This is a genomic window from Hymenobacter convexus, assembly GCF_030580955.1.
Lineage (GTDB): Bacteria > Bacteroidota > Bacteroidia > Cytophagales > Hymenobacteraceae > Hymenobacter.
Map to the genome: position 1 here is coordinate 173,417 of NZ_JAUQON010000008.1, position 23,415 is coordinate 196,831.

Sequence of the window (23,415 nt, forward strand, 5' to 3'; positions counted from 1 at the left end):
AGAGGTTTCGCAAGGTTTGAATACGTCTCCTTTCGGCTCGCAAAGCTGACGTTCAACTCAACCTTGCGAAACCTTTTTTCACCTTGCGTAACCTTGCGCTATACCTTTGCGCCATGGTAAAACAGCTTTTTCTGGCTCTCCTGCTGCTGCTTGGGCCACTGGCCCGTGCCGAAACGCCCGCCCAGGCCAACAAGCGCCTCTTCGATAAAACCATCGACGAGCTGAACTTCCGCACCATGGAAACGGTGTACGACAAGTCGTTCACCCGCGGCAAATTCCCGCTCACGCTGCGCACCGCCGCCGCTCGCCGCCAGTTCGATGGCTTCGGTACCAATGCTGCGCTCAAGCAGCTGTTTATGAACTACAACGGCATCGCCGAGCGGTACAAAAACCGTTTCGGCAACGGGCCAATGACTCTGGCTGAGTTCGACAAACAGCTCAAATCGGTGCTGCTGGACAAGAACTTCGAGTTCTTCATCCACAACCTGCCGCGCGACGAGCGGGTGGCCCTCATCCGGGCCGAGCAGCGGCTCATTCAGCAGGCTTCGGCCCAGTTCAATGATTCCGGCCAGCCCGCCGGCCCGGCCGCCGAAGCGGCCGAAACCGAAGCCCAACCGGAAGCGCCCGTCACGGCGCCACTCACCACCGCCGCCCCAAACCCCGGCAGCCCGGAAGCCGAAACTCCGGTTGCTTCTGATGAGGCGCCGCTCACGAGTGCCCCCGTCGTGAGTGGCCCCGCGCCGCGCCACGACTGGCTCGACTATTTCACGTTTCTGCTCAGCCTGGGCAGTTTCCTGACCCTGCTCTACTTGACCACCAACGTGCTGCCCGCCCTCAGCCGCCGCATCAACAACCTGGCCGCCGAGCCGGAGCCCGAACCCGAGCCACGCAGCCTGGCCAGCCGGCTGCGGCCCACCCGCTCGCCCGGCCTGCGCGAAGACCGCTACGACGAGGACGAAGACGATGACTTTGAGCCCGCCGGCCCGGCGCGGCACGAGGATGACTGAGCAAATAAGCTTAAAAAGAGCGGCATGCTTCGCTGTGCGCCGCATGCCGCTCTAATAAACAAGACGTTTAAAAAAGTACCCCCACCATTTCATGATTCTTACCGACCAGCAAATCCTCGCGGAAATCGAAAAAGGGACCATCGTTATCGAGCCTTACGACCGTAGCTGCCTGGGCACCAACTCCTACGATGTGCACCTGGGCAAGTACCTGGCCACCTACCGCGACGCGGTGCTGGACGCGCGCAAGCACAACGAAATCGACACTTTCGAAATCCCCGAAGAAGGTTTCGTGCTGGAACCCGGCAAGCTCTACCTGGGCGTGACGCAGGAGTACACCGAAACCCACGCCACCGTGCCTTTCCTCGAAGGCAAGAGCAGCGTGGGCCGCCTCGGCATCGACATTCATGCCACCGCCGGCAAGGGCGACGTGGGCTTTTGCAACCACTGGACGCTGGAAATCAGCGTGTCGATGCCCGTGCGGGTTTACCGCAACATGCCCATTGGCCAATTAATTTATTTCGTGGTGCAGGGCGATGTGGCGACCTTCTACAACCGCAAGCAAAACGCCAAATACAACGACCGGACCGACAAACCAGTGGAGTCGATGATGTGGAAAAACCAATGGTAGCATATTCGGCTGGGGCTATGTAGTCGGGTTAATTCCGAACCGGAACATCGTTTGGTGCGTTTAAACCCATACTGAGCCCCTCTACTCTGGCCCGGTCCTTGCGTCAGTGTGTTACCAAAGCCCCCTACGACGATGACTACGAAAACAGCATTTGCTTCCCTGATTCTGGCGTTGCTAGCTGGCTCGGCCAGCGCCCAGCAGGCCTCCCGCGCTTCCAACGTCCAGCCACAGGACAAAACCCAGTCGAGCCCGCGCCTCAATCCCGTGGCCGAGCGCGCCGACCGGCTTAGCAACCACATGGTGCGCGACCTGCACCTGAACAATTACCAGGCAACCAAGCTCCGCGCCATCAATGCCGATAAAGTGGCCAAGATGGCCGCCATTGAGCGCAAGAATGCGGGCAATCAAAAGCTTATCGACGAAGAATGCAACGGTGTGTGCAAGGAGCGCGACAAGGAACTGATGGCCGTGCTCAGCAACGACCAGTACAGCAGCTACTTCGGTTCCCGCGCCACCTACTACCGGTACGACAAGGATTATGCATCGCAGTCGGCCAGCATTTTGCTGACTAACTCGGTGCAGAACCCCAGCCCCGCCCGGGCCAACGATGCCACTATTGCCCCCACGCCCGAACGGCCAGCTAACCGCCCGGCCGGAAACCTGGGCCGCAACGCTCGGTAGTTCACTTCTTTAGCTACACTACGTAATGACGAAAGAGCCCCGCTGGCATTGCCGGCGGGGCTCTTTCGTCATTACGTATTTTTAGAGAAGCACAAGCTATAGCAAGTGCTGCCGGGCTATTGCCCCTGTTCCTGCTTGTCCAGATACTCCGACAGCTCCTTGCAGAGCGCGCGCATCTTCATGGCCATTTCTTTGTCGTCGGTGGCGGTCACGATGTTCTCAGCCATCGAACCAATGTTATCCACCACGAAGCGCTTCATCTCGTCCACGGGCATGTCCTTGGTCCAAAGGTCGATTTTCATGGTACCTACCTGCTCCCGGTCCCACAGCGCGATGTTGATGGCCTTGGCGAAGTGAATATCCGGCCCCGCGTCGGTGGCCGACCAACTGATGGCCTCGGGTACTTTGTTGTCGTCGAGAGCAATGCTGAAGCGGATTTCTGATTTTTTCATGGGTTGTAAAGAAGAAAGCAGAACGTCATGCTGAGCGCAGTCGAAGCATCTCGCGTGCAGCAGTAATCAAGTTACTTGCGCGGTAGAGATGCTTCGACTGCGCTCAGCATGACGTTCTGAGTCAGTGCAATAAAAGTTTAGACGTAGTTATTCAGCATCACCGGCATCACCAGCATCAGGATGCTTTCGTTGTCGTCGGGGGTGGTGGGCATGAGCAGGCCGGCGCGGTTGGGCGTGCTCAGTTCCAGCGTGATTTCCTCGGAGTCGATGTTCGAGAGCATTTCAAGCAGGAAGCGGGCGTTGAAGCCGATTTCCATGTCCTCGCCGTCGTACTGGCAGGTGAGGGTTTCCTTGGCTTCGTTGCTGAAATCGAGGTCTTCGGCCGAAACCACCAGCTCCGAACCAGCGAGGCGCAGGCGCACCTGGTGGGTAGTTTTGTTGGAGTAGATGCTGATGCGGCGCACCGAATTCAGCAGTTCCGAGCGGTTGATGATGAGCTTGTTGGGGTTGCTCACCGGAATCACGTTCTCGTAGTCCGGGTACCGCTCGTCAATGAGGCGGCACACGAGGCGCATCTGGTTGAAGCTGAAAAAGGCGTTGCTTTGATTAAACTCCATCTTCACCGGCGTAGCCTCGGAGGGCAGCGTGCCTTTCAGCAGGTTGAAGGCTTTGCGGGGGATAATGAGGTTGGCGGTTTGGCCGGCGCCCACGTCCTGGCGGCGGTAGCGCAGCAGGCGGTGCCCGTCGGTGGCCACGAAGGTCACCTGCGAGTCGGCCAGCTGCACCAGAATGCCGGTCATGGCCGGGCGCAGTTCGTCGGTGCTCACCGCGAAAATGGTTTTGTTAATGGCCCGGGCCAGCGACGACGAGGGCATCTCAATCGGGGCCGAGCCCTTCACCACCGGCACGCGGGGGAAGTCGGCGGCGTTCTCGCCGGCCAGCTTGTAGCGCCCGTTGGAAGAGCTGATTTCGATGGTATATGTTTCCTCGTCCAGCGTGAAGGTCACGGGCTGGTCGGGCAGGTTCTTGAGGGTATCGAGCAGGATGCGGGCGGGCGCGGCAATGCGGCCGGTGTCGCGGGCCTCCACGGGCAGCTCGGTAATCATACTCGTCTCCAGGTCGGAGGCGGTGATGGTGAGCTTACCGGCCTCAATCTCAAAGAGAAAGTTCTCCAGAATGGGCACCACGGGGTTGTTCGTAACCACGCCGTTGATGCTTTGCAGCTGCTTGAGCAGCGCGGAGGAGGAAACAATGAATTTCATGGTGCGAGGCTAAGGCTAGGAATTAGGGAGGGCAAAGATAGGGGGTGGGGTTGGGCTTTGAAAAGGACAGCCGGCCGGGGGCAATACTTCTTTTGGCGGGGGCTGGCCGGCCGTTTCATTAAGTACGGCCGTCCATCGAGTTGCGGACCAACTCTGGCGGTAAAAAACCGGCTTACCTTCGCTCATTGATTGAAAGGACAGTTGTTTTGCCAAAGAAATTAAGCAGCAACCCGGCTGGCTCACCCGAAAACCATGAAGCTTTTTGAGATTGCGCCGCTCACGGCGCCACGGGTTCCCATCGTCATCAGCGTGCCCCACGCCGGCACCGAATTCCCGGATGACATCCGCGCCGAGTTGAAACCCAACCTGCTGCCGCCTGACGATACCGACTGGTTTGTGCATCAGCTCTATGACTTTGCCACTGAGTTGGGCATTCCCATCATTAAAGCCAACTACAGCCGGTGGGTCGTCGACCTCAACCGCAACCCTGACAGCAGCCCGCTCTACCACGACGGCCGCGTGCTCACGGGCCTCTGCACCAGCACCACCTTTCTCGGCGAGCCCATCTATACCGACGAGCGGCCTGAGGTGGCACCCGCCGAAGTAGTCCGGCGCAAAACCCTGTATTTTGAACCCTACCACCAGGCGCTGCAGGAATTGCTGGACGACACCCACGTCCTGTTTGGCGAGGTATTGCTCTGGGACTGCCATTCCATCCGGCGCGCGGTGCCGTCCATTCACGCCGGGCCGTTCCCGGATTTGATTCTCGGCAGCGCCGACGAAACCTCGGCTTCGGCCGAAGTCATTGGCGCGGCCTTGCAGCAGTTGGGCGCGGGTCCGTTCTCGCTTCGCCACAACACGCCTTTCAAGGGCGGCTACATCACGCGGCACTTCGGCCGCCCCGAAGCCCGGCAGCACGCGCTCCAACTCGAAATGTCCAAAAACCTGTATCTGGACGACGCAGAGCGGGCTTACGATGAATCGCGCGCCGCGCAAGTGCGAGCGGTGTTGCGCCAAACGCTGCTCACACTGAGCCAGATGCTCAAGCCATATTAAAAACAACCAACCGGCTGCTTCGCCAGCCCTATCCGGCCGCTCGCCCATGGAGTACTACCATTTTGCTTCCCTGCTTTTGAAAGATGGCTGGCTCAGCCCGGCCTACGTTGGTATTGATGCGCAGGGCCTTATTGGATACCTGGAATCAGAGCCGCCGGCCGAGCCCGGCGCGGCCGTGCAACCAGTGGCCGGCGTGGCCTTGCCGGGCTTCCAGAACGCTCATTCGCACGCTTTCCAATATGGCATGGCGGGGCAGGCCGAGCAACATGCTGTGGGCGCGCGCGACGATTTCTGGAGCTGGCGCGAAGCCATGTACGCCTGCGCCGAAACATTCAGCCCCGAGCAGAATGAGCAGGTGGCCACCACCTTGTACCGCCATCTGCTGCGCAACGGCTACACGTCGGTAGTCGAGTTTCACTACCTGCACCACGACCCTACCGGCCGCCCTTACGCCAACCTGGCCGAAATGGGCGAGCGCCTGGTGGCCGCCGCCCGCACGGCCGGTATTAAAATCACGCTGGTGCCGGTGTTTTACCAGAAAGGGGATTTCGGCCGCGAACCCCAGCCCCGGCAACGCCGGTTCATCTCAAATACGGTGGATGAATACCTGCGCCTGCTGGGGGCAAACCGCGATGCCGTGAAGCACTACGAGCGCGCCAGCCTGGGCTTCGGTGTGCATTCGCTCCGGGCCGTGGAGGCGGCCGACGTGCTGGCCACCCACGCCCAGGGGCCTGCCGACCTGCCCTTCCACCTCCATGCCGCCGAGCAAACCCTGGAGGTGGAGCGCAGCCTAGCCCACCTGGGTGCCCGCCCCGTGGAGTGGCTGCTCGACAACCTACCGCTCAACGACCGGTTCCACCTCGTGCACTGCACCCACATGACCACAGATGAGACAACGCGCCTGGCCCGCTCCGGCGCGCAGGTTGTGCTCTGCCCCGGCACCGAAGGCAACTTAGGCGACGGCATTTTCCCGCTCGTGGAGTACGCCGAAGCCGGCGGCCGCTGGTCCATCGGCACCGACAGCCACATCAGCCTCAACCCGTTGGAAGACCTGCGCTGGCTCGACTACGCCCAGCGGCTCATCCACCGCCGCCGCAACATCTTCGCCGATGGCGCTTCGGTGCTGGTCGACAAGACGTTCTTCGCCGGGCACAAAGCCGCCGGGCGCACCCCTACGGATTATTTCGCCCTCGGCCAGCCGCTCGATGCGGTGGTATACGATTCCAGTCACCCATTGCTGGCGCAGGCCGGGCAGCAGCACCTACTGCCCGCCGTGGTGTACACCGCCGACCCGTCGGCTATCCTCGGCACGCTGGTGGATGGGCAGTGGGCCTATCGGAGAGACAGATAAGCTTCCTGGCAAATAATTATAACCTCGGCCATTGCGAAGGCTCCGGCAAGCAAGGTTATTTGCTGCCTGAATGCACGCCTTTCCACTTATGACATCTTTACACCATTTAGTTTATCAAAGCTCAGCTACTACCGGGCTGAACGAAGCCGAATTAACCTCGTTGCTCACCCAGTCGCGAGCCTGGAACCACGGGCACGGGCTTACCGGGCTGCTGCTGTACAGTAACGGCGACATCATGCAGGTGCTGGAAGGCACCGAAGAGGAAGTGAGCTACATTTTCACCCGCATTGCGCAGGATGCGCGGCACGGCCGGGTAGTAAAATTATCCGATGGGCCCATTGCCGCGCGAAATTTTTCACAATGGTCGATGGGCTTCAAATCTTTGAATCCCGAGGAGTTCACGCACCTCCAAGGTTACGTCGACCCCGCCAAAGACGGTTATCTGAATCAACCAACCCAGAACGCCGATGCGGGTTTGCACGCGGTGTTGGCCAGCTTCGTAGCCGATGACACGATTCACCTCTGAGCAGGCAGTTCTGGCATTTGGCACTTACGCCCCAAAAGCCGCATAGCGCCGCTTGCGGCGCCACGCCCGCACGGCTCCGAACAGCCCCAGCAACGCCAGCGGCGCGCCAAGGTTCAGCAGCTGCCAGCGGCGGCGCTGCTCGGCCAGCTTCACCTTGTCCAGAGGGCGGAGGGTGATTTGCTTGCCGCGCACAGCGATAAGGCCGGTTTCGTCGAGCAGGTAGTCGGTGGCATTCAGCACCAGTTCGCGGTTGGCAAATTCGGTGTTGGCGAGGCGGTCGAAGCCCAGGCGGTAGGGGTTTCCGGTTTTGGGGTCGATGTCGGAGCGAATGAAGTCGCCGTCGGAGATGACCAGGATTTTGCTGGGCTTGGCGTTGGCCGGCTTTTCGGGCTGGAACTGCAGGGTGCCGGGCCGGGCGCGGTTGGCGAAGAGCGAGGTGAACTGGCCTTCGAGCAAATAGCCCACCGGCTGGAAGCCTTTCTGGTAGAGCTTGGGGTTGGGCTCCAAGCGCGCGTCGTTGAAGTTGATGGGCACCGGGGCGGGCAGCACGCGGGTGTAACGCGAAGTGCTTAGCAGCGCCGTTTTGCGGATGCCGGTGGCCTTCACCGTGTCGAGGTTGCCCGTGAACTTGAGGTACACGGCATCGAGGTTGCGGGTGATTGGGTGGGGGCTGAACCGGTTTATGAGCGGGTAGAGCTGCCAGGGCATGGGCTCGATTTTGGGCTTGTTGCCGTCCATGCCGGTCACGAGCGGAATCTGGCCGCTGTTGAGGTCGAGGAGCAGATTCTGGTTAAGGCGCAAGCCGTATTTGAAGAACAGGTCGTCGAGGTTGAGGTCGTAGGGCGTCGCCAGGGCCACGCCGTTGCGGCTCACGCTATCCAGGTCCACGCGCAGGGCATCGACGAAAAACAGCGCCCGGCCGCCCTGGGTGATGAATTGATCGAGTTTGAACTTGTCGTCCTCGGAATAAGGCGTTTTGGGCTGGGCTACCACAATGGCGTCGAGCGCGCTCAGGTCCTTCACCTTGCTCAGCGTCACGCGAAACACGTCGTACTGCTGCTGCCAGGTACCGAGGATGTCGCCGGCCTGCACGTTGGTCAGTTCGCCGTGGCCTTCCACCACGCCAATGCGCTTGCGCAGCGCCGGCACCAGCGTGCGGATGGTGCTGGCCAACTCGTATTCCAGGCCCTCAATGCTTTGGTTGAGGCGCACGTCGGCCGGGGCGGCCTGGTTGCCGCGCAGCAGCAGCACGTTTTTATCCTTTCCGCCCACGCTCACCACGGCGTAAGGAAAGATGATTTTCTCCACGCGCTTGCCATTTTCGGTGGCGCCGAGATTGGTGGGTTTCAGACCTTTTTTGAACAGCGAGGTGTAGAAGGCGTTGCGCGCTGCTTCGGTGCTGCCAGCACTGGGGTCGATGAAAATGTAGTTCAAATTGGCGCCGCCGTATACCTGGAATTCGGTTAGCGTCTCGCGCACACCTTGCTCTAGCCGTCGGAAGGCGGGCGGGAAGTCGCCGGTGAGATACACTGTAATGGTGACCGGCTGCTTGAGGTCGCGCAACAGTTTCTTGGTTGCATCCGACATGGTGTAGCGCTTCTCCTCGGTCAAATCGAGCCGGAAAAAGAAGCGTTGCGCCGTGAAATTGAACAGCAGCAACAAGCCCAGAACGGCCGCGAATTGCAGCAAGTCGCGCTGCTTGCGCGAGGCAGGAATCGGAGCCGGGGCGGTAGTCAACGTATTTTCCATTACCAGTTCCGGCTGCGAAGAGCGAGGCGGGTGGCCTGCAACGCCACGGCTACCACACTGAAAAAATAAACCAAATCCCGCGAGTCAATCAGGCCTTTGCTCAGGTCGCGGTAATGCGCCGCAATACCCAGTTGGCTCACGTAATAAGCCGAGCTGCCCTGCAGCACCGAGGCTAAAGAATCGAACCCCGAATACACCAGAAAACAGCCCACCACCGCCACCAGAAACGCAATAATCTGGTCGCGCGTGAGGGCCGACGCCAGAATGCCAATGGCCGCGAACACCGCCGCCAGCAGCGCCAGCCCCAGGTAAGAACCCACCGTGGCGGCCGAGTCGATGTTGCCTTCCGGGCTGCCCAGCTTATACACCGAGTAATAATAGAGCAGCGTCGGAATCAGTGCCAGTAGCGCCAGCAGGAAACACGCCAGGTATTTGCCGCCAATTATTTGCCCATCCGTGAGCGGGCGCGTCAGCAGCAGCTCAATGGTGCCGGCCTTCTTCTCCTCCGCAAACGTGCGCATTGTGATGGCCGGAATCAGGAACAGGAATATCCACGGCGCCAGATTGAACAGCGTCTGCAGGTCGGCGTAGCCGTAGTCGAGCACGCTGCTATCAGGAAAAACCCAGACGAACAGGCCCGTCGCAATCAGGAAAACCCCCAGCACCACGTAGGCCACGGGGGAGTTCAGAAAAGCGTTGAATTCTTTTTGGAGTATCGTTAGCATTTGTTATCGTTAGTCATCCTGAGCGCAGCGAAGGACTTTATCACGTTAGCCGCAAGATGGCTGCGGCTGGCTGTTCAACTGTCATAAGGTCCTTCGCTATGCTCAGGATGACAGTCGATTAAATTGTTTTACTTCGTCAATTCCCCAAACACCTCCTCCAGGCTCTGGTGCTCCTGCCGCAGCCCCAGCAGAATCCAGCCTTCCTGCCCGGCCAGGCGCGACACGGCGGCGCGCACGTCCACGCCCGGCGCGGCGCGGAGCAGTACTGCCCCATCGGGCGCGGCTTCCACGTGGCGCACGTTCGGGAGCTGGGCCAGCTTGGCCGTGTCCACGGCGCCTTCAAACTCGGCGCGAACGATGGTTTCGCCGGCGGCGCGGGCGGCCAACTCGGCCACCGGGCTGTCGGCCACCAGCTTGCCGCGGCTGATGATGAGCACGCGGGAGCACAGCGCCGTGACCTCGGGCAAAATGTGGGTGCTGAAAATGACGGTTTTATCCTCGCCTACCTCGCGGATGAGCTGGCGGATTTCCAGAATCTGGTTGGGGTCGAGGCCGGTGGTGGGCTCGTCGAGAATAAGCACGTCCGGGTCGTGAATGAGGGCCTGGGCCAGCCCTACGCGCTGCCGGTAGCCCTTGCTCAGCGCGCCAATCTGTTTGTTCTGCTCCCGGCTGAGGCCCACACGCCGCACCAGCTCGGCCACGCGGGCGCGCAGGTTTTTACCACTCAGGCCATGCACCGAACCGATGAATTCGAGGTACTCGTGCACGTACATGTCGAGGTAGAGCGGGTTGTGCTCGGGCAGGTAGCCCACGTGGCGGCGCACGGCCAGGCTGTCGGTGAGCACATCGTGGCCGGCCACGCGCACGGTGCCGGCGGTAGGAGGGAGGTAACCGGTGGCAATTTTCATGGTGGTGCTTTTGCCCGCGCCGTTCGGCCCGAGGAAGCCCACGATTTCGCCCTTGCCCGCCGTGAAGCTGATGTTGTCCACGGCATTTTGGGTGCCGTAGGTTTTGGTCAGGTGCTCAATTTCTACCATATATCAATTCTTTAAACAACTGCCCAGGCTGTAGCCAAAGGTGCCAGTTGGATAATCAGCCAAATAACGGCTATCCACACAAATAAGCCTTTGGTTCGTTTCCAGCGAGGTTCGGAAGCCCGCCATTGGCGAACGGTATACCACAGTAAAACAAGCCCGGGAATGAAGAACATTGTTACTTCACCTGCGCCGGCCGCAGCTGGATTTCCGAAATCATGGCCGTGTCCGGCGCTTCCACGGCGTGCACAATGGCGGCGGCAATATCTTCGGGCTGCATCTTGTGCGGGTCGGGCGTGGCGCCGGGTTCTTTGCCGTTGAAGTTGGTTTCCACCGAGCCCGGCATGATGCACGTAACACGAATCCCGGCCGGCCGCACTTCCTTAAATAACGCATCCGAAAAGCCGCGCACCGCAAACTTGGTGGCGCAGTAGCCCGACATGCCGGCCGTACCCGCCGTGCTGGCCAGCGACGCCACATTCACGATGTGGCCTTGCTTCTGCCGCTTCATTTGGGGCAGCACGGCGCGGGTACACAGGAAGGTGCCCAGCACGTTGGTGTCGAACATCGTTTTCCAGTCCTCGGTTTTGAAGCCGTCCACGTCGCCCATAATGCCCAGGCCGGCGTTGTTCACCAGCACATGTATTTCGGGGCCCAGTTCGCGCTGGGTGTTGGTGAATGCTTCGGTGACGGAATGCTCGTCCTGTACGTCGCAGGCAAAAAACTGGAACCGGTCGTGCACCAAGCCATCCGGGGCCGAGCGGGCCCAGCCGGCCACAGCGGCGCCCCGCGCCAGCAGTGCTTCGACGGTGGCCCGGCCAATTCCTTTGCTGGCGCCGGTCACGATGGCAACTTTACCGCTGAGGTCCATTTATCTTTGGGAAAAGTAAGGAAGCAAATGCGCAAGATGAGTTTGCGGCCGCAAGTTAGCGGCCTGAAGGGGTTTGGGGTACTGCGCAGCTTGGCATCATGGGCGCTGGGCCTGACGCTGGCTACCGGATTGACGACCTGCGGCCCCGGCCACGGCACCGACTGCCTGAAAAGCACCGGCGACATCATCACCGAGCGCCGCGAAGTGGCCGTCGGCCTCACCACCGTCACCGCCTTCGACAACGTGGACCTGCGCCTCGTGCAAGACACCCAAACCTACGCCGAAGTGCGCGCCGGCGAAAACCTGATTGGCGACATCGTACTCACCCGCAAAGGCAACAGCCTCGAAATCGCCAACACCAGCCGCTGCAACTGGGCCCGCAGCTACGACTCGCCCCGCGAAGTCACATTGCACCTGCCGCGCGTCTCCAGTGTGTTTCTGCGCGGCCAGGGCAACGGCAGCACCGTGGGCGAATTCGCGCAGGATACCATCTTCTTCCACCTCATCGGAGCCGGCGACTACGACCTGACCGTGCGCGCTAAACAACTTTTCCTCGACCAGTACGAGCTTGGCGACCTCACCGTGCGCGGCTCTACTACCGAGCTGAACTTCACGCTGGGTGGGTCGGGTCGCCTGTTTGCGCAGGGCCTGGCCGCCCGCCGCTGCTACTTCAACATGACCCGCGACAGCGACGGCAGCGCCCACGTGCGCGCCACCGATGCCATTGGCGGCACCGTGGCCGGCAACGGCACGCTCTACTACGGCGGCCCGCCCGCCACCACCGACATTCGGGTCACGGGCAAAGGCGGTAAAAAAGCGGAGTGATTTTCACTAAATCCTATGAATCTACCTGAGTATTCCTCGTTGAATATGGGGTTGGTGTACCAGATAATAAAGTGGACGTTGCTTGTGCTACTGCTTGTCACGAGTGCTTTTTGGCGCAAAGGTGGTTGGCTGCTGAATGTACTGGTTGTGGCTGGCGCTGCGTTCACCGCCATTGGTGCGCTATTCAAAATTGAGCATTGGGCATTTGCCGATGTGCTGATGCTATCGGGCGCCGCTCTACTGGCCGGCAGCTACGGTTGGTGGTACCGCGCCAAACTTCAGCGCCGCCTACTCGACCATGTCAAGCTGGCCTGGGTGTTGGCCACCTGCGCCGTCGTGGTGGCCTTCGTTTTTCATGCCTTTATAAAGCCGGTTGCCGGCCTTGCCGAAGTGCTTTTCTGGACAATGGCCTTGCTGTATATCTACCAACGGTGGATTCAGCGCCCCAACCAAGTGGCTTCCTAACGCCTACAAATCCCCCAGTTGCGGCCGAATCAGCAGCTCCTCCACCACGGCGTGGGGCGAGAGCGAATAGGTGCCAAACACCGCTTCGGCCACGTCTTCGGCCTGCACAAACCGCTCTTTCGGTAGCTCCACACCGGCCCAGCTGGCCGTGAGGGTGGGGCCGGGCAGCACGGCCGTCACGCGCACGCCTGCCGGCTTCAGCTCTTCGCGCAGGTTTTTGGTGAAGCCCAGCAGGGCGTGTTTGGCAATGCCGTAGGAGCCGCCGTTGGGGTAGGCCGTAATGCTGGCCGTGGAGCAGATGGTGAAAATATGGCCGCGCCCGCGGGCAATGAAGCCGGGCAGCAGGGGCAGCGTCACGTCGTAGGCGCTGAGCAGGTTCACGGCCAGCATCTGGCGTAGCTGCGAGCCGTCGGCGGGCTCGTCTTGCAGGCGGCCGGGCACGAAGGCACCCGCGTTGTTCACCAGTACCTCCACGGGCAGGCCCAGGCTCAGCACGAAGGCGGCAAAGCGGGCGCAATCGGCGGGCTGGCTGAGGTCGGCGGCCTGGGTATGCAGTAGGGCGCCGGGAACATCGTCTGCCATTTCGGTTGTGAGGGCGGCCAGGTCGGCCGCCGAGCGGGCGCAGGTGGCCACCGGAAACCCCGCCCGCAGAAAGCGCGACACTACGGCGCGGCCAATACCTTTGCTGCCGCCGGTCACGACAATTAATTTTTCGTTCGTTTGCACTGTTTTCGCTGGTTTTTACGTAAAGTCCGGGGTTGCCGCAATCGGCCCTCACCGCAACTCCACGGCCCAAACTTCGGTTTTAATTCTCAACCATAATTTATGCTAACAACACTAGGCTCGTTCGTCCTCTTCCTGCGCGGCATGGTCACGCGCACCGAGCGGTTTCGGGTGCTCTGGAACCGCACCATCGACGAAGCCATCCTCATCGGCGTCGATTCCATCGTCATCGTCTCCATCGTGTCGGCCTTCATTGGGGCCGTAACCTGCGTCCAGATTGCCTATAACCTCACCAACCCGCTCATTCCGCAGTCCACCATCGGCTACATGGTGCGCGAAATGACCATTCTGGAGCTGGCTCCCACCATCACCAGCATTGTGCTGGCTGGCAAAGTGGGTTCTAGCATCGCCGGCGGCCTGGGCACCATGCGCATCACCGAGCAGATTTCGGCCCTTGAGGTAATGGGCATCAATTCCACGTCCTACCTCGTGCTGCCGCGCATTCTGGCGGCCCTGCTCATGTTCCCCATGCTGGTTATTCTGGCCATGTTGCTGTCCATTCTGGGTGGCTACCTGGCCGGCACCCTCACCGGCGTGATGACGGCCCAGGATTATATCGAAGGCATCCGCACCGATTTTATTCCTTATAACATCGTTTTCGCCCTCATCAAGGCAGTCGTATTTGCCTTCCTCGTGTCGGGTATCTCCGCCTTCAAAGGCTACTTCACCACCGGCGGCGCCCTCGAAGTAGGCGCGGCCAGCACCGGCGCCGTGACCAACTCCATCATCGCCATCCTCATCGCCGACTTCGCCCTCGCCGCGCTGCTGCTCTGAGTTAAATGGTTGAATGGGCAAATGGCTGTTTGGTTGAATTGATTGGTTGATTTCGTTACGAACCACCAGTTCACTCAGATAGCAATTCAACAATTCAGCCGTCCACCAATCTCAACAATTCATCAATCAAACCATGATTGAAGTATCTTATCATGGTATGCAAAACACGATGATACTTAATGATACAGAAACCCCGATTTTGACCGCTTAAAGCCACAATTCGGCCACTGACTGGATACAGCGGATTGTAAAAAAACACACCATATACTGACTGATGGCTGACTGAAAGCAAGTGTTTTGCGTATAATGGGGTATACACCAACCCCAAACGCCCGCGCTGATGTCGCTCAAAGTCGTAACCCGAAACCTAGATAGCAAAGGATTTGAAAACGTCTATATCCAGTATGCTCACGGCGGCGAAACCAAACGGCTTGTTATCGGCCCAAAGGGACTGAAAGTAAAGCAGGGCGGTATGGATGACGGGCGTCTTGTTAAGTGCGCCGGTGCAGCCTGGAAAGAACACAATGCGAGTATTGAGGACGGTAACGAAGCTATTGACAAAGCGAAGTCGAGCATTCAATTCATAATCCGCCGATTCGCGGAAGACTACAAAGAGGCTATTACCCCGGACGTACTGCATGAAATGTGGGAAGCCGAGAGAGCCCCGAGACAAGGAAGTGCCCCGGTTGGGGCGAAGGTCACATTCTGGCAACTCTTCAAAGAATACGAAGATGGTTTGCTGGCCAAAGTGAAGGACAGCGAAAAAGACGGGTACAACACGGCGCGGGCATTAAAGCCGCTGGGGAAACTGCTGATGGAGTTTGAGCAAGCCCGTGGCGTTAAGCTGACGCTTGCCAGCTTTGATTATGCCCTGATGACTGCCTTCAATGACTTCATGTTGAGCAAAGGCCACCGCAACGCCACGACGAATGTCCGTATGGGACTGCTGAAAACTCTGCTGAATCATTGGGTGAAAACCGGCGTGAGCAAGCATGTAGCCTTCCGGGAGTATCGTCGCCCGAAAAAGCATAAGAATGCCCCAACAAATCAACAAATTGTTGCCCTGAGTGCTGCCGAATTGGATGAGTTGCTTGCCCTAGATTTGGATTGCAAGCATTTACGGTATGCCCGTGCCTTGTTTTCGCTGTGTGCGGCCACAGGGTTGCGCTTTTCGGATGCTGTGCGTGTGAGCCCAGCCGATATTCGTAGTGAAAGTATTGTTATTACCACGCGGAAAACGAAAGAGACGCTTACGATTCCGCTGAATTGGCTGAGCCGGAAAGTGTTAGATGACTACCCAGAAGGTATGCACGGCGTTGATTTGGGGCAGTACAATGCCCGACTGGCCACGCTAGGCGAAATGTGCCCGACGCTACATAAGCCTTTCAAGCGGATTACTTTCAGCGGCGTTACGACCGTTTTTGATGCCACGAAAACGCGGAAATATCAGCATCTAAGTAGCCATGCAGGCCGCAAAACGTTTGTTTGCCTGTGTTTAATGAAAGGAATACCCGAATTTAAGATTCGTAACTGGACAGGCCACAAAGATTTGAAGTCTTTCAGCGCCTATGTGGACGGGGAAATGGGGCAGATGGAAATGATGAACCGCTTTTAACTACTGGTTGGGATGTGGAAGCTAGGTAGCAGCTTGGAGACTTTCCTACCCATGCTGACTGTCAAAGACGTAGCCAAGCGCCTTAAATGTGTAGAAAAGACGATGTTGAAGCGAATCCAAGAGGACAAGCTGAGTGCTGCCAACTTTGGAACATGGGACAGGCCATCTTACAAAATCAGTGAAACTGACTTCGCTGCCTTCTACCAAGCTCACGTTGACAAGCAGTAGGCATTGGAAAATAATAGCCTAAGATGAACCGAGAGGACTAGTTTGACAAGTTGGCCCAAAGATGCTAGTGCATTCCTTGGACTTACTCAATGTAGTATAGAAGAAAAGCTGTATTCTTGTCAAATAAAGTCCCCGTGCAACCCATTTTCAACCCTGAACCACATGAATTGTCTAATATGCAAAGTCAGAGAGGCCGATTTTAAGGGCTCACACATTATTCCTCATTTCATTATCGCACCTGGGATTAGTGATGGAAGCACAACCAGAGATATTGAGCAAAGCTTTCGGATTGACGGAACTGGTTCAGACTTCTCCTTTGGCAGGTCCGTTTTACCAGAGGCTTTAGAAGATACTCTTGGGCGTCCTGTTACTGATGAAGAAATTGAAAATAATGAACATCACTATGTTAGGGATGACATTTACTGTACTCAGACTGAAGTACAGTTATCCAAGTTCGAGTCCTTATATAATAATCAAGTCTCCCCGCCGCTTTTAAACGCCGTCACCTTATCTGATGATTTAAAACGAGTTGCACATTTCTTTTGGCTGTCAATCATCTTAAGATGCTCTGTTGTTGAATTCAATGGCTTCAAACTGGCTCCTGACTTGGAACAAGAAGTCAGCGATGAGGTTAATGCTGTACTTGCTGAATCTGAGAGTGAAATTCGGCAAAAATGCCTTGCACAGCCTCTAACTAGAAACATATTCATTGGATATACTGGTGAACCTGAGGATTTTACTCGCAATTTTACTTTGCTCCATCCCAACAAAAAATCTCCTTATCTGCTTATCATAAATAATTATGTTATTATATATGATTATTCAAACAATAATCAGCTAACAGACATCTTGAATGAAATGGGGGCAACTACTCCAGTGGCATACGTAACGGGCACCATAATTCACCATTTTTCCGAGAGCGATAGAAACTCAATTATACGCTACTGTGCTGCTATCGGGGCTGACCAATTTATCGTCACAACAAAAGCCAGTTTTGAGGAAGCATTTTTTCATAATAGGCAATCAATGCCAACACCTCAGCAAATCAGCGATTTTTTTACAGAGCTTCTTCATCATGACGACAGCCTTCTTCCAACTGTGAGGTATGATGCATCAAGGGTTAAAGAACTCATCCAAAAACACAGCCAACCCGCCTAACAATCATTCAAATAGGGGTTTTTGCTTATTCAAGCGCCACTCGATTTTTGACCGAAGTGTTGAATACAATGATTGGTATTTGCCCATTGCACATGTACTTTCAAGGCCCCGTACTACCAACGGGGCCTTTTGCTTTATAAAAAAATGGATTTTAAACAATACGCCTCACACATCTGGGCCGTGGCAGATTTGTTGCGCGGTGACTATAAACAAGCCGATTACGGTAAGGTCATCCTACCGCTAACGGTGCTGCGCCGCCTCGATAGCGTGCTGGCCCCCACCAAGGCCGCCGTGCTTGCCGAATACCCCCGAACCAAAAACTTGCCGCCCGAAATGGCGGATATGGTACTGAACCAGAAATCCGGGCTCACCTTCTACAATCATAGCCCGTTCGATTTTGACCGGCTGGTAAGCGACCCGAACAACGTAGCGGCCAACTTGCGCCACTACATAAACGGGTTCTCGCAGAACGCACGTGAAATTCTGGAACACTTTGAGTTTGACCACCAGATAACCAAACTGGATTCGGCAAATCTGTTGTTCATGGTGCTGAAGAAATTTCAGGAAATTGACCTGCACCCCAGTAAGGTAAAGCCGATAACGATGGGCTACATTTTTGAGGAACTGATACGCAAGTTTGCAGAATCCTCGAATGAAACAGCTGGGGAGCATTTTACGCCTAGAGAAGTAATCCGGCTGATGGTGAACTTGCTGTTTTTGCAAGACCGCGACATCCTGACCAAAAAGGGTATCGTGAAAACCATATATGACCCGGCATGTGGCACGGGCGGCATGTTGTCAGTGGCGGAAGAATACCTGCATGAGCTAAATGATGAGGCCCGCCTGGAAGCATTTGGTCAGGAATTGAATCCCGAGTCCTATGCAATATGCAAGGCTGACATGCTCATTAAGGGTCATCGAGCCGATAATATCAAGTTGGGTAATAGCTTTACCCAGGACCAACTTCCTAATGCAAAGTTTGATTATCTGCTTTCGAATCCGCCCTTTGGTGTAGAATGGAAAAAATCAGAGAAAGCGATTAAAGAAGAACACGATAAGTTAGGGCATGCGGGAAGGTTTGGGGCTGGGTTACCACGCATTTCTGATGGTTCGCTCCTGTTTTTGCAACATATGGTTAGCAAAATGAAAAACACAACAGAGGGCTCCCGTCTTGCAATTGTATTCAATGGTTCGCCACTGTTTTCGGGCTCTGCGGGAAGCGGGGAAAGCGAAATTCGCCGTTGGCTATTAGAGCGGGATATGCTAGAATCCATTGTCGCTCTGCCAGACCAATTATTTTATAATACCGGCATCAGCACGTATATATGGATAATAACAAATCGGAAATCAACTGAACGAATAGGAAAAGTGCAACTAGTGAATGGCATTAGCTTTTATCAGCGAATGGCAAAGAGTCTTGGTGACAAAAGACTTCTCATTAGTCCAGAGCAAATCTCTGAGATAACGCGTATTTATGGGGATTTCAGTGAAGGGGAATATTCTAAAATATTCCGAAATGAAGATTTTGGTTATCGTCGTATCACTGTTGAACGACCCCTCAGGGACATCAACGGCCAGATTGTTACAGGTCGTGCAGGGATACCCAAACCAGATGCTAGCTTGCGCGACTTTGAAAACGTTCCTTTGCTAGAAGACCCAGAAGAGTATTTTCAGCGCGAAAACCTACCTTATACCCCAGACGCATTTATTGACCACACCAAAACCAGAGAAGGATACGAAATAAGCTTCACCCGGTATTTCTATCAATATAACGTATTGCGTTCCTTGTCAGAGATTCGGAAGGATATTCTCAAACTTGAGGCAGAAACCGAAGGCTTACTTCAGCAAGTAATTAAATAATGAACAAATACACCCATTACAAACCCAGCGGACTTGAATGGATAAAGCAAGTTCCTGAGCATTGGGGCATAATGCCACTATTTGCATGCTTGTCCGAACGGTATCAAAAAAATATAGGGGGCAAATTTGACAAAGTATTTTCCCTTAGTTATGGGAGAATAGTTGATAGACATGTAGAAAGCAATTTTGGTTTGCTTCCAGAGTCATTTGACACGTATCAAATTGTTTCAAAAGGGAACATAATAATTAGACCTACAGACCTTCAGAATGACAAAAGAAGCCTGAGAGTAGGGCTGGTTAGGAGTGAAGAACCAGGTATTATTACATCAGCTTATATTGCGCTTGAAGCTGTGAGAAATGATTCTTCCTGTTTGTTTTTCTATTATTTACTGCATTCCTACGATTTGAGCAAAGTGCTTTACGGGCTCGGCGGAGGTGTGCGTCAATCCCTCAAATATTCAGACCTGAAAAGGTTATTACTCCCAGTCCCGAGTACCAGTGAGCAGCATAAAATTGCTGATTTTCTGGAAGAAGTGATACCCAGAATCAACGCCTTGATTGCGCAAAAGAAAAAAATGCTTGGCCTTTTGCAGGAAGAATTAGCGGTAACAATTAATCAATCCGTTACAAAAGGGCTAGACCTTGATGCGCCAATGAAAGAATCCGGCATAGAATGGCTGGGAAAAATACCTTCTCACTGGGAAATAGTCAAGCTCACTACTTACCTGGAATCTATTGTTGATTATCGTGGCCGCACGCCTAACAAAATATCTGCTGGTGTTTTTTTGGTAACCGCACGCAATGTTAAAAATGGTATAATTGATTATTCATTATCAGAAGAATTCGTCTCCATTGAAGAAGCTGAATTATTCATGAAACGTGGAGATGTGGAGATAGGTGATGTTTTATTCACAATGGAAGCTCCCCTTGGTGAAGCTGCCAATGTAGACAGGATTGATATATGTCTAGCTCAACGCCTAGTAAAGTTTAGGGGCCAACCTGACAAACTCAATAATTACTTTTTGAAAGAGTGGATTAGAAGCCATGGGTTTCAAAATCACTTACAAAGCTATGCTACTGGTTCAACTGCCTTGGGAATAAAAGCAAGCAAGCTAAACCAGTTGATAATGGTAGTTCCTCCGCTTGCTGAGCAAGCAAGAATTGTTGACTCTTTAACTTCCTGTTCCGAAAGAACAAATAGGGCTGTGACTACAATCAACAAGGAAATAATCTTTTTACAAGAATATCGTGACGCTCTTGTAGTCGAGGCTGTTACCGGTCAGATTGACGTGCGCCAGTACGAGCCCAACTTTGCCCTTACCGCCGAACTAGTCGGCTAATCTCCCCGGTATGTCCACCGCAATTCACACCGAAAAGGCTTTCGAAGAAGCCCTGGAACATCATTTGCTGACTGCGGGCGGGTATACCGCCCTAGCTGCGGATACCTATGATAGGGCTACAGCGTTGTTCCCAGTTGAAGTACTACAGTTCCTGCAAGACACCCAGCCCCAAGCCTGGACCAAAACGGAGAAAGCCCACGGGGCGCAAGCTGCGGCAAAGTTGCTCCATAGACTTCATAAAGAGTTAGAGCTTCGGGGGCCGCTGGATGTTCTGCGCAACGGCATCACCGACTTCGGGGTGAAGTATAAGTTGGCCTACTTCAAACCAGAAACCGACCTGAACCCGGAAACTTTGCAACTATATGGGCTCAATCGGCTGGGCATTACGCGCCAGCTGTATTACAGCCTTCAGAACAAGAAATCATTGGATGTGGTGCTGAGCCTAAACGGCATCCCGCTGGCAACCCTGGAACTGAAGAATCACCTCACCGGCCAGACCGCCCACCACGCCCAGAACCAGTACAAAAATGACCGCGACGCTCAGGAATTGTTATTCCAATTTCGCCGCCGCACCTTGGTTCACTTTGCCGTTGACCCGGATGAAGTATACATGACTACCCGATTGGCCGGGGCTCACACTCGCTTTCTGCCCTTCAACAAAGGCAACAACAACGGCGCGGGCAACCCCATCAACCCGCATGGGTACCGCACGGCCTATCTCTGGGAAGATGTACTGAGCAAAACCACGTTTTTGGACATCGTAGGGCGGTTCCTGCACGTGCAAACCGAGAAGGTGAAAACCCTGGACGGTAAAATCCTGGAAAAGCATAGCCTCATTTTCCCGCGTTACCACCAATTGGATGCCGTGCGCCGCCTGGGCCGCCACGCCTACAAAAATGGCGCTGGGCATAACTATTTGATTCAGCATTCGGCTGGGAGCGGCAAGAGCAACAGCATTGCCTGGCTGGCCTACCGCCTGAGTTGCCTGCACGATGCCGCAGCGAACCGGGTGTTCGATTCTGTAATTGTTATCACGGACCGCCGTGTCCTCGACCAACAATTGCAGGACACCATTTTCCAGTTTGAGCACAAACAGGGCGTGGTGAAGAAGATTGAGAAGGACAGTACCCAATTAGCTGCTGCCCTTCAGGCCGGAACCAACATCATCATCACCACGCTTCAGAAATTCCCCTTCGTGGTGCAAAAAGTGGCGGGAATGCCCCAGCGCAAGTATGCTGTAATTGTTGACGAAGCCCACAGTTCGCAGAGTGGCGAAGGCGTGACCAAGATGAAGCAGGTGCTCACCGGCCGCACCCTGGAACAAGCCGCCGCCGAGGAAGCCGAGAGCCCCAGCGCCGAGGACTCCGCCGAGGACAACATCCGGCGCGTGATGGAAGCCCGTGGCAAGCAGGTCAACCTGAGCTTTTTCGCCTTCACGGCCACGCCCAAACCCAAAACCCTGCAAGTATTTGGCGAACCTACTGCCGATGGTAAACACAAGCCGTTTCACTTGTATAGTATGCGGCAGGCCATTGAGGAACGGTTCATTCTGGATGTATTGCGCGGGTATACCACGTATGAAACCTATTACCGGGTCAGCAAAGCCATTGAGGACGACCCCGAGCTAAACAAAAAGAAGGCTGCCAGTGCCATTGGGCGCTTTGTGAGCCTGCACCCGCACAACCTGGCCCAGAAAACGGAAGTGATGGTGGAACACTTTCGGCAAGTGGTACGGCACAAGATTGGGGGCAAAGCCAAGGCAATGGTTGTAACGGGCTCACGGCTTCACGCTGTGCGCTACAAGCAGGAATTTGACCGCTACATCAAGCAAAAGGGCTACACCGATATGAAAACCCTGGTGGCCTTTTCGGGGAAAGTAGTAGACGACCACGGCTTAGAATACACCGAGCCCAAAATGAACGGGGGCATCAGTGAAAAGGCACTTCCGGAAGAGTTCGGCAGCGACGAATACCAGGTACTGATAGTGGCCGACAAGTACCAGACCGGATTTGACCAGCCCTTACTGCACACGATGTATGTCGATAAGAAGCTGAGCGGGGTAAAGGCCGTACAAACCCTCTCACGGCTTAATCGCACGAGCCCCGGCAAGGATGATACGTTCGTGCTGGACTTCGCCAACGACCTGGAAACAATTCTTGCATCTTTCCAGCCCTATTACGAAATAACGTACCTGAAGGAGAGCCCAGACCCGAATCTACTCTATGACCTTAAAGCTCGCCTGGAGCTACGGAACGTCATCTACACCGAAGAAGTCAATGCCTTTGCTCAAGTGTACTTCAAATCATCCAGTTCGCTGACTCCAGCCGACCAAGGCAAGCTGAACGGCTATTTAGACCCCGCTGTGCAACGCTACAAGTATATTGTAGACGAAGAGACCAAAGACGATTTTAAGCACACCCTGAACAGTTTCGTGCGCCTTTATGCGTACCTCTCCCAGGTCATGCCCTTCACCGATGCCGACTTAGAAAAGCTGTTCGCTTACGGGCGCTTGCTGCTAACGAAGCTGCCACCCAGCCGCGATACAGATGTATTCGTGCTGAACGATGAAGTGGCCTTGGAATATTATCGGCTCCAAAAAGTGGGCACTACAGACATCACGCCGGAAAAAGACCAGACCGCCGAGCTAGACCCCACAACGGAAGCCGGTTTGCGCCGCGAGAAGGAAGAACGGGAACGGCTTTCGGCCATTATTCACGTCCTGAACGAGCGGTTTGGGACGGAGTTCGATGACGCTGACAAACTGCTATTCGACCAGATTGAAAAAGACCTGGTATCGAACGCGTTGCTCAGCAAGCAAGCGCAGTCCAACACTATTGAGAACTTCAAGTTCGGGTTCGATGACATGTACCGGCAGTTTCTGCTGGAACGCCGAGACCAGAACGAAGAAATCTTCAACCGCCTGTTTGCCGATAAGGATTTCGGTGGAATGGTTCAGGAGTGGATGTTGAAGCGGGTTTATGAGACGCTGAGGAAACCTAGTGCCAGCTAGAATACTCAGTATCTC

21 protein-coding genes are annotated in these 23,415 nt (G+C 55.5%); 14 read left to right on the forward strand and 7 right to left on the reverse strand.

The window, feature by feature from the left end:
• Positions 1-113 precede the first annotated feature (113 nt).
• From Q4S41_RS17520 to Q4S41_RS17530, 3 genes are all read left to right on the forward strand, one after another.
• Complete coding sequence (locus Q4S41_RS17520; protein WP_305032434.1) at positions 114-1,007, forward strand: hypothetical protein; 894 nt, start codon at positions 114-116, stop codon at positions 1,005-1,007.
• Positions 1,008-1,098: 91 nt separating this feature from the next.
• On the forward strand, positions 1,099-1,635 hold the full coding sequence (gene dcd / locus Q4S41_RS17525; protein ID WP_305032435.1) for a dCTP deaminase: 537 nt from the start codon (positions 1,099-1,101) through the stop codon (positions 1,633-1,635).
• A 132-nt stretch (positions 1,636-1,767) separates the two neighbouring features.
• Entirely contained in the window at positions 1,768-2,316 is a 549-nt protein-coding gene (locus tag Q4S41_RS17530) for a hypothetical protein (protein WP_305032436.1), read from the forward strand.
• A gap of 116 nt (positions 2,317-2,432) precedes the next feature.
• Here Q4S41_RS17530 and gldC read toward each other — a convergent pair whose 3' ends face one another.
• Together gldC and dnaN are read right to left on the reverse strand one after the other, a co-directional pair.
• Entirely contained in the window at positions 2,433-2,768 is a 336-nt protein-coding gene (gene gldC / locus Q4S41_RS17535; protein ID WP_305032437.1) for a gliding motility protein GldC, read from the reverse strand.
• Between the two features lie 137 nt (positions 2,769-2,905).
• Complete coding sequence (gene dnaN, locus Q4S41_RS17540) at positions 2,906-4,030, reverse strand: DNA polymerase III subunit beta (protein WP_305011918.1); 1,125 nt, start codon at positions 4,028-4,030, stop codon at positions 2,906-2,908.
• A gap of 252 nt (positions 4,031-4,282) precedes the next feature.
• Here dnaN and Q4S41_RS17545 point away from each other — a divergent pair, with 252 nt between their 5' ends.
• The 3 genes from Q4S41_RS17545 to Q4S41_RS17555 all read left to right on the forward strand — a co-directional run bounded on the left by Q4S41_RS17545 (position 4,283) and on the right by Q4S41_RS17555 (position 6,963).
• A complete protein-coding gene (locus Q4S41_RS17545; RefSeq protein WP_305032438.1) occupies positions 4,283-5,086 on the forward strand; it encodes an N-formylglutamate amidohydrolase in 804 nt (267 codons plus the stop codon).
• Positions 5,087-5,132: 46 nt separating this feature from the next.
• On the forward strand, positions 5,133-6,437 hold the full coding sequence (gene hutF / locus Q4S41_RS17550; protein ID WP_305032439.1) for a formimidoylglutamate deiminase: 1,305 nt from the start codon (positions 5,133-5,135) through the stop codon (positions 6,435-6,437).
• An 88-nt stretch (positions 6,438-6,525) separates the two neighbouring features.
• Entirely contained in the window at positions 6,526-6,963 is a 438-nt protein-coding gene (locus Q4S41_RS17555; protein ID WP_305032440.1) for a BLUF domain-containing protein, read from the forward strand.
• Positions 6,964-6,987: 24 nt separating this feature from the next.
• Here the strand turns inward: Q4S41_RS17555 and gldG are convergent, their stop codons facing one another.
• The 4 genes from gldG to Q4S41_RS17575 all read right to left on the reverse strand — a co-directional run bounded on the left by gldG (position 6,988) and on the right by Q4S41_RS17575 (position 11,342).
• Positions 6,988-8,712 carry a gliding motility-associated ABC transporter substrate-binding protein GldG gene (gene gldG, locus Q4S41_RS17560; RefSeq protein WP_305032441.1) on the reverse strand — a complete coding sequence of 575 codons (1,725 nt, stop codon included), beginning with the start codon at positions 8,710-8,712 and terminating at the stop codon, positions 6,988-6,990.
• Positions 8,712-9,437 (reverse strand): gliding motility-associated ABC transporter permease subunit GldF, encoded by a 726-nt coding sequence (gene gldF / locus Q4S41_RS17565; RefSeq protein ID WP_305032442.1) that lies wholly within the window; start codon positions 9,435-9,437, stop codon positions 8,712-8,714. The genes gldG and gldF overlap by 1 nt, the downstream gene beginning before the upstream one ends.
• A 128-nt stretch (positions 9,438-9,565) precedes the next feature.
• A complete protein-coding gene (gldA, locus tag Q4S41_RS17570; RefSeq protein WP_305032443.1) occupies positions 9,566-10,474 on the reverse strand; it encodes a gliding motility-associated ABC transporter ATP-binding subunit GldA in 909 nt (302 codons plus the stop codon).
• A 175-nt stretch (positions 10,475-10,649) separates the two neighbouring features.
• Positions 10,650-11,342 (reverse strand): SDR family oxidoreductase, encoded by a 693-nt coding sequence (locus Q4S41_RS17575; RefSeq protein WP_305032444.1) that lies wholly within the window; start codon positions 11,340-11,342, stop codon positions 10,650-10,652.
• 42 nt (positions 11,343-11,384) lie between these two features.
• On the opposite strand from Q4S41_RS17575, the gene Q4S41_RS17580 reads away from it, so the two are divergent.
• The gene (locus Q4S41_RS17580; protein ID WP_305032445.1) at positions 11,385-12,167 is read left to right on the forward strand and encodes a GIN domain-containing protein; all 783 of its coding nucleotides are present in this window, start codon (positions 11,385-11,387) and stop codon (positions 12,165-12,167) included.
• 45 nt (positions 12,168-12,212) lie between these two features.
• The gene (locus tag Q4S41_RS17585) at positions 12,213-12,632 is read left to right on the forward strand and encodes a hypothetical protein (protein ID WP_305032446.1); all 420 of its coding nucleotides are present in this window, start codon (positions 12,213-12,215) and stop codon (positions 12,630-12,632) included.
• Between the two features lie 3 nt (positions 12,633-12,635).
• Here the strand turns inward: Q4S41_RS17585 and Q4S41_RS17590 are convergent, their stop codons facing one another.
• Positions 12,636-13,358 (reverse strand): SDR family oxidoreductase, encoded by a 723-nt coding sequence (locus tag Q4S41_RS17590; RefSeq protein ID WP_305032447.1) that lies wholly within the window; start codon positions 13,356-13,358, stop codon positions 12,636-12,638.
• Positions 13,359-13,457: 99 nt separating this feature from the next.
• Here Q4S41_RS17590 and Q4S41_RS17595 point away from each other — a divergent pair, with 99 nt between their 5' ends.
• The 6 genes from Q4S41_RS17595 (at position 13,458) to Q4S41_RS17620 (ending at position 23,400) form a co-directional block, all read left to right on the forward strand.
• A complete protein-coding gene (locus Q4S41_RS17595) occupies positions 13,458-14,189 on the forward strand; it encodes an MlaE family ABC transporter permease (RefSeq protein WP_305032448.1) in 732 nt (243 codons plus the stop codon).
• A gap of 340 nt (positions 14,190-14,529) precedes the next feature.
• A complete protein-coding gene (locus Q4S41_RS17600) occupies positions 14,530-15,804 on the forward strand; it encodes a tyrosine-type recombinase/integrase (protein ID WP_305032449.1) in 1,275 nt (424 codons plus the stop codon).
• Between the two features lie 390 nt (positions 15,805-16,194).
• Complete coding sequence (locus Q4S41_RS17605; protein ID WP_305032450.1) at positions 16,195-17,190, forward strand: hypothetical protein; 996 nt, start codon at positions 16,195-16,197, stop codon at positions 17,188-17,190.
• A 144-nt stretch (positions 17,191-17,334) separates the two neighbouring features.
• Positions 17,335-19,050 (forward strand): type I restriction-modification system subunit M, encoded by a 1,716-nt coding sequence (locus tag Q4S41_RS17610; RefSeq protein WP_305032451.1) that lies wholly within the window; start codon positions 17,335-17,337, stop codon positions 19,048-19,050.
• On the forward strand, positions 19,050-20,390 hold the full coding sequence (locus Q4S41_RS17615) for a restriction endonuclease subunit S (RefSeq protein WP_305032453.1): 1,341 nt from the start codon (positions 19,050-19,052) through the stop codon (positions 20,388-20,390). The genes Q4S41_RS17610 and Q4S41_RS17615 overlap by 1 nt, the downstream gene beginning before the upstream one ends.
• Positions 20,391-20,400: 10 nt before the next feature.
• Positions 20,401-23,400 (forward strand): type I restriction endonuclease subunit R, encoded by a 3,000-nt coding sequence (locus Q4S41_RS17620; RefSeq protein ID WP_305032454.1) that lies wholly within the window; start codon positions 20,401-20,403, stop codon positions 23,398-23,400.
• Positions 23,401-23,415 lie beyond the last annotated feature (15 nt).

What these genes read in the sequence shown, in the direction of transcription:
- Q4S41_RS17520 (WP_305032434.1), top strand. Translation starts at nt 114, where the DNA reads ATGGTAAAACAGCTTTTTCTGGCTCTCCTGCTGCTGCTTGGGCCACTG.
- dcd (WP_305032435.1), top strand. Translation starts at nt 1,099, where the DNA reads ATGATTCTTACCGACCAGCAAATCCTCGCGGAAATCGAAAAAGGGACC.
- Q4S41_RS17530 (WP_305032436.1), top strand. Translation starts at nt 1,768, where the DNA reads ATGACTACGAAAACAGCATTTGCTTCCCTGATTCTGGCGTTGCTAGCT.
- gldC (WP_305032437.1), bottom strand. Translation starts at nt 2,768, where the DNA reads ATGAAAAAATCAGAAATCCGCTTCAGCATTGCTCTCGACGACAACAAA.
- dnaN (WP_305011918.1), bottom strand. Translation starts at nt 4,030, where the DNA reads ATGAAATTCATTGTTTCCTCCTCCGCGCTGCTCAAGCAGCTGCAAAGC.
- Q4S41_RS17545 (WP_305032438.1), top strand. Translation starts at nt 4,283, where the DNA reads ATGAAGCTTTTTGAGATTGCGCCGCTCACGGCGCCACGGGTTCCCATC.
- hutF (WP_305032439.1), top strand. Translation starts at nt 5,133, where the DNA reads ATGGAGTACTACCATTTTGCTTCCCTGCTTTTGAAAGATGGCTGGCTC.
- Q4S41_RS17555 (WP_305032440.1), top strand. Translation starts at nt 6,526, where the DNA reads ATGACATCTTTACACCATTTAGTTTATCAAAGCTCAGCTACTACCGGG.
- gldG (WP_305032441.1), bottom strand. Translation starts at nt 8,712, where the DNA reads ATGGAAAATACGTTGACTACCGCCCCGGCTCCGATTCCTGCCTCGCGC.
- gldF (WP_305032442.1), bottom strand. Translation starts at nt 9,437, where the DNA reads ATGCTAACGATACTCCAAAAAGAATTCAACGCTTTTCTGAACTCCCCC.
- gldA (WP_305032443.1), bottom strand. Translation starts at nt 10,474, where the DNA reads ATGGTAGAAATTGAGCACCTGACCAAAACCTACGGCACCCAAAATGCC.
- Q4S41_RS17575 (WP_305032444.1), bottom strand. Translation starts at nt 11,342, where the DNA reads ATGGACCTCAGCGGTAAAGTTGCCATCGTGACCGGCGCCAGCAAAGGA.
- Q4S41_RS17585 (WP_305032446.1), top strand. Translation starts at nt 12,213, where the DNA reads ATGGGGTTGGTGTACCAGATAATAAAGTGGACGTTGCTTGTGCTACTG.
- Q4S41_RS17595 (WP_305032448.1), top strand. Translation starts at nt 13,458, where the DNA reads ATGCTAACAACACTAGGCTCGTTCGTCCTCTTCCTGCGCGGCATGGTC.
- Q4S41_RS17600 (WP_305032449.1), top strand. Translation starts at nt 14,530, where the DNA reads ATGTCGCTCAAAGTCGTAACCCGAAACCTAGATAGCAAAGGATTTGAA.
- Q4S41_RS17605 (WP_305032450.1), top strand. Translation starts at nt 16,195, where the DNA reads ATGAATTGTCTAATATGCAAAGTCAGAGAGGCCGATTTTAAGGGCTCA.
- Q4S41_RS17610 (WP_305032451.1), top strand. Translation starts at nt 17,335, where the DNA reads ATGGATTTTAAACAATACGCCTCACACATCTGGGCCGTGGCAGATTTG.
- Q4S41_RS17615 (WP_305032453.1), top strand. Translation starts at nt 19,050, where the DNA reads ATGAACAAATACACCCATTACAAACCCAGCGGACTTGAATGGATAAAG.
- Q4S41_RS17620 (WP_305032454.1), top strand. Translation starts at nt 20,401, where the DNA reads ATGTCCACCGCAATTCACACCGAAAAGGCTTTCGAAGAAGCCCTGGAA.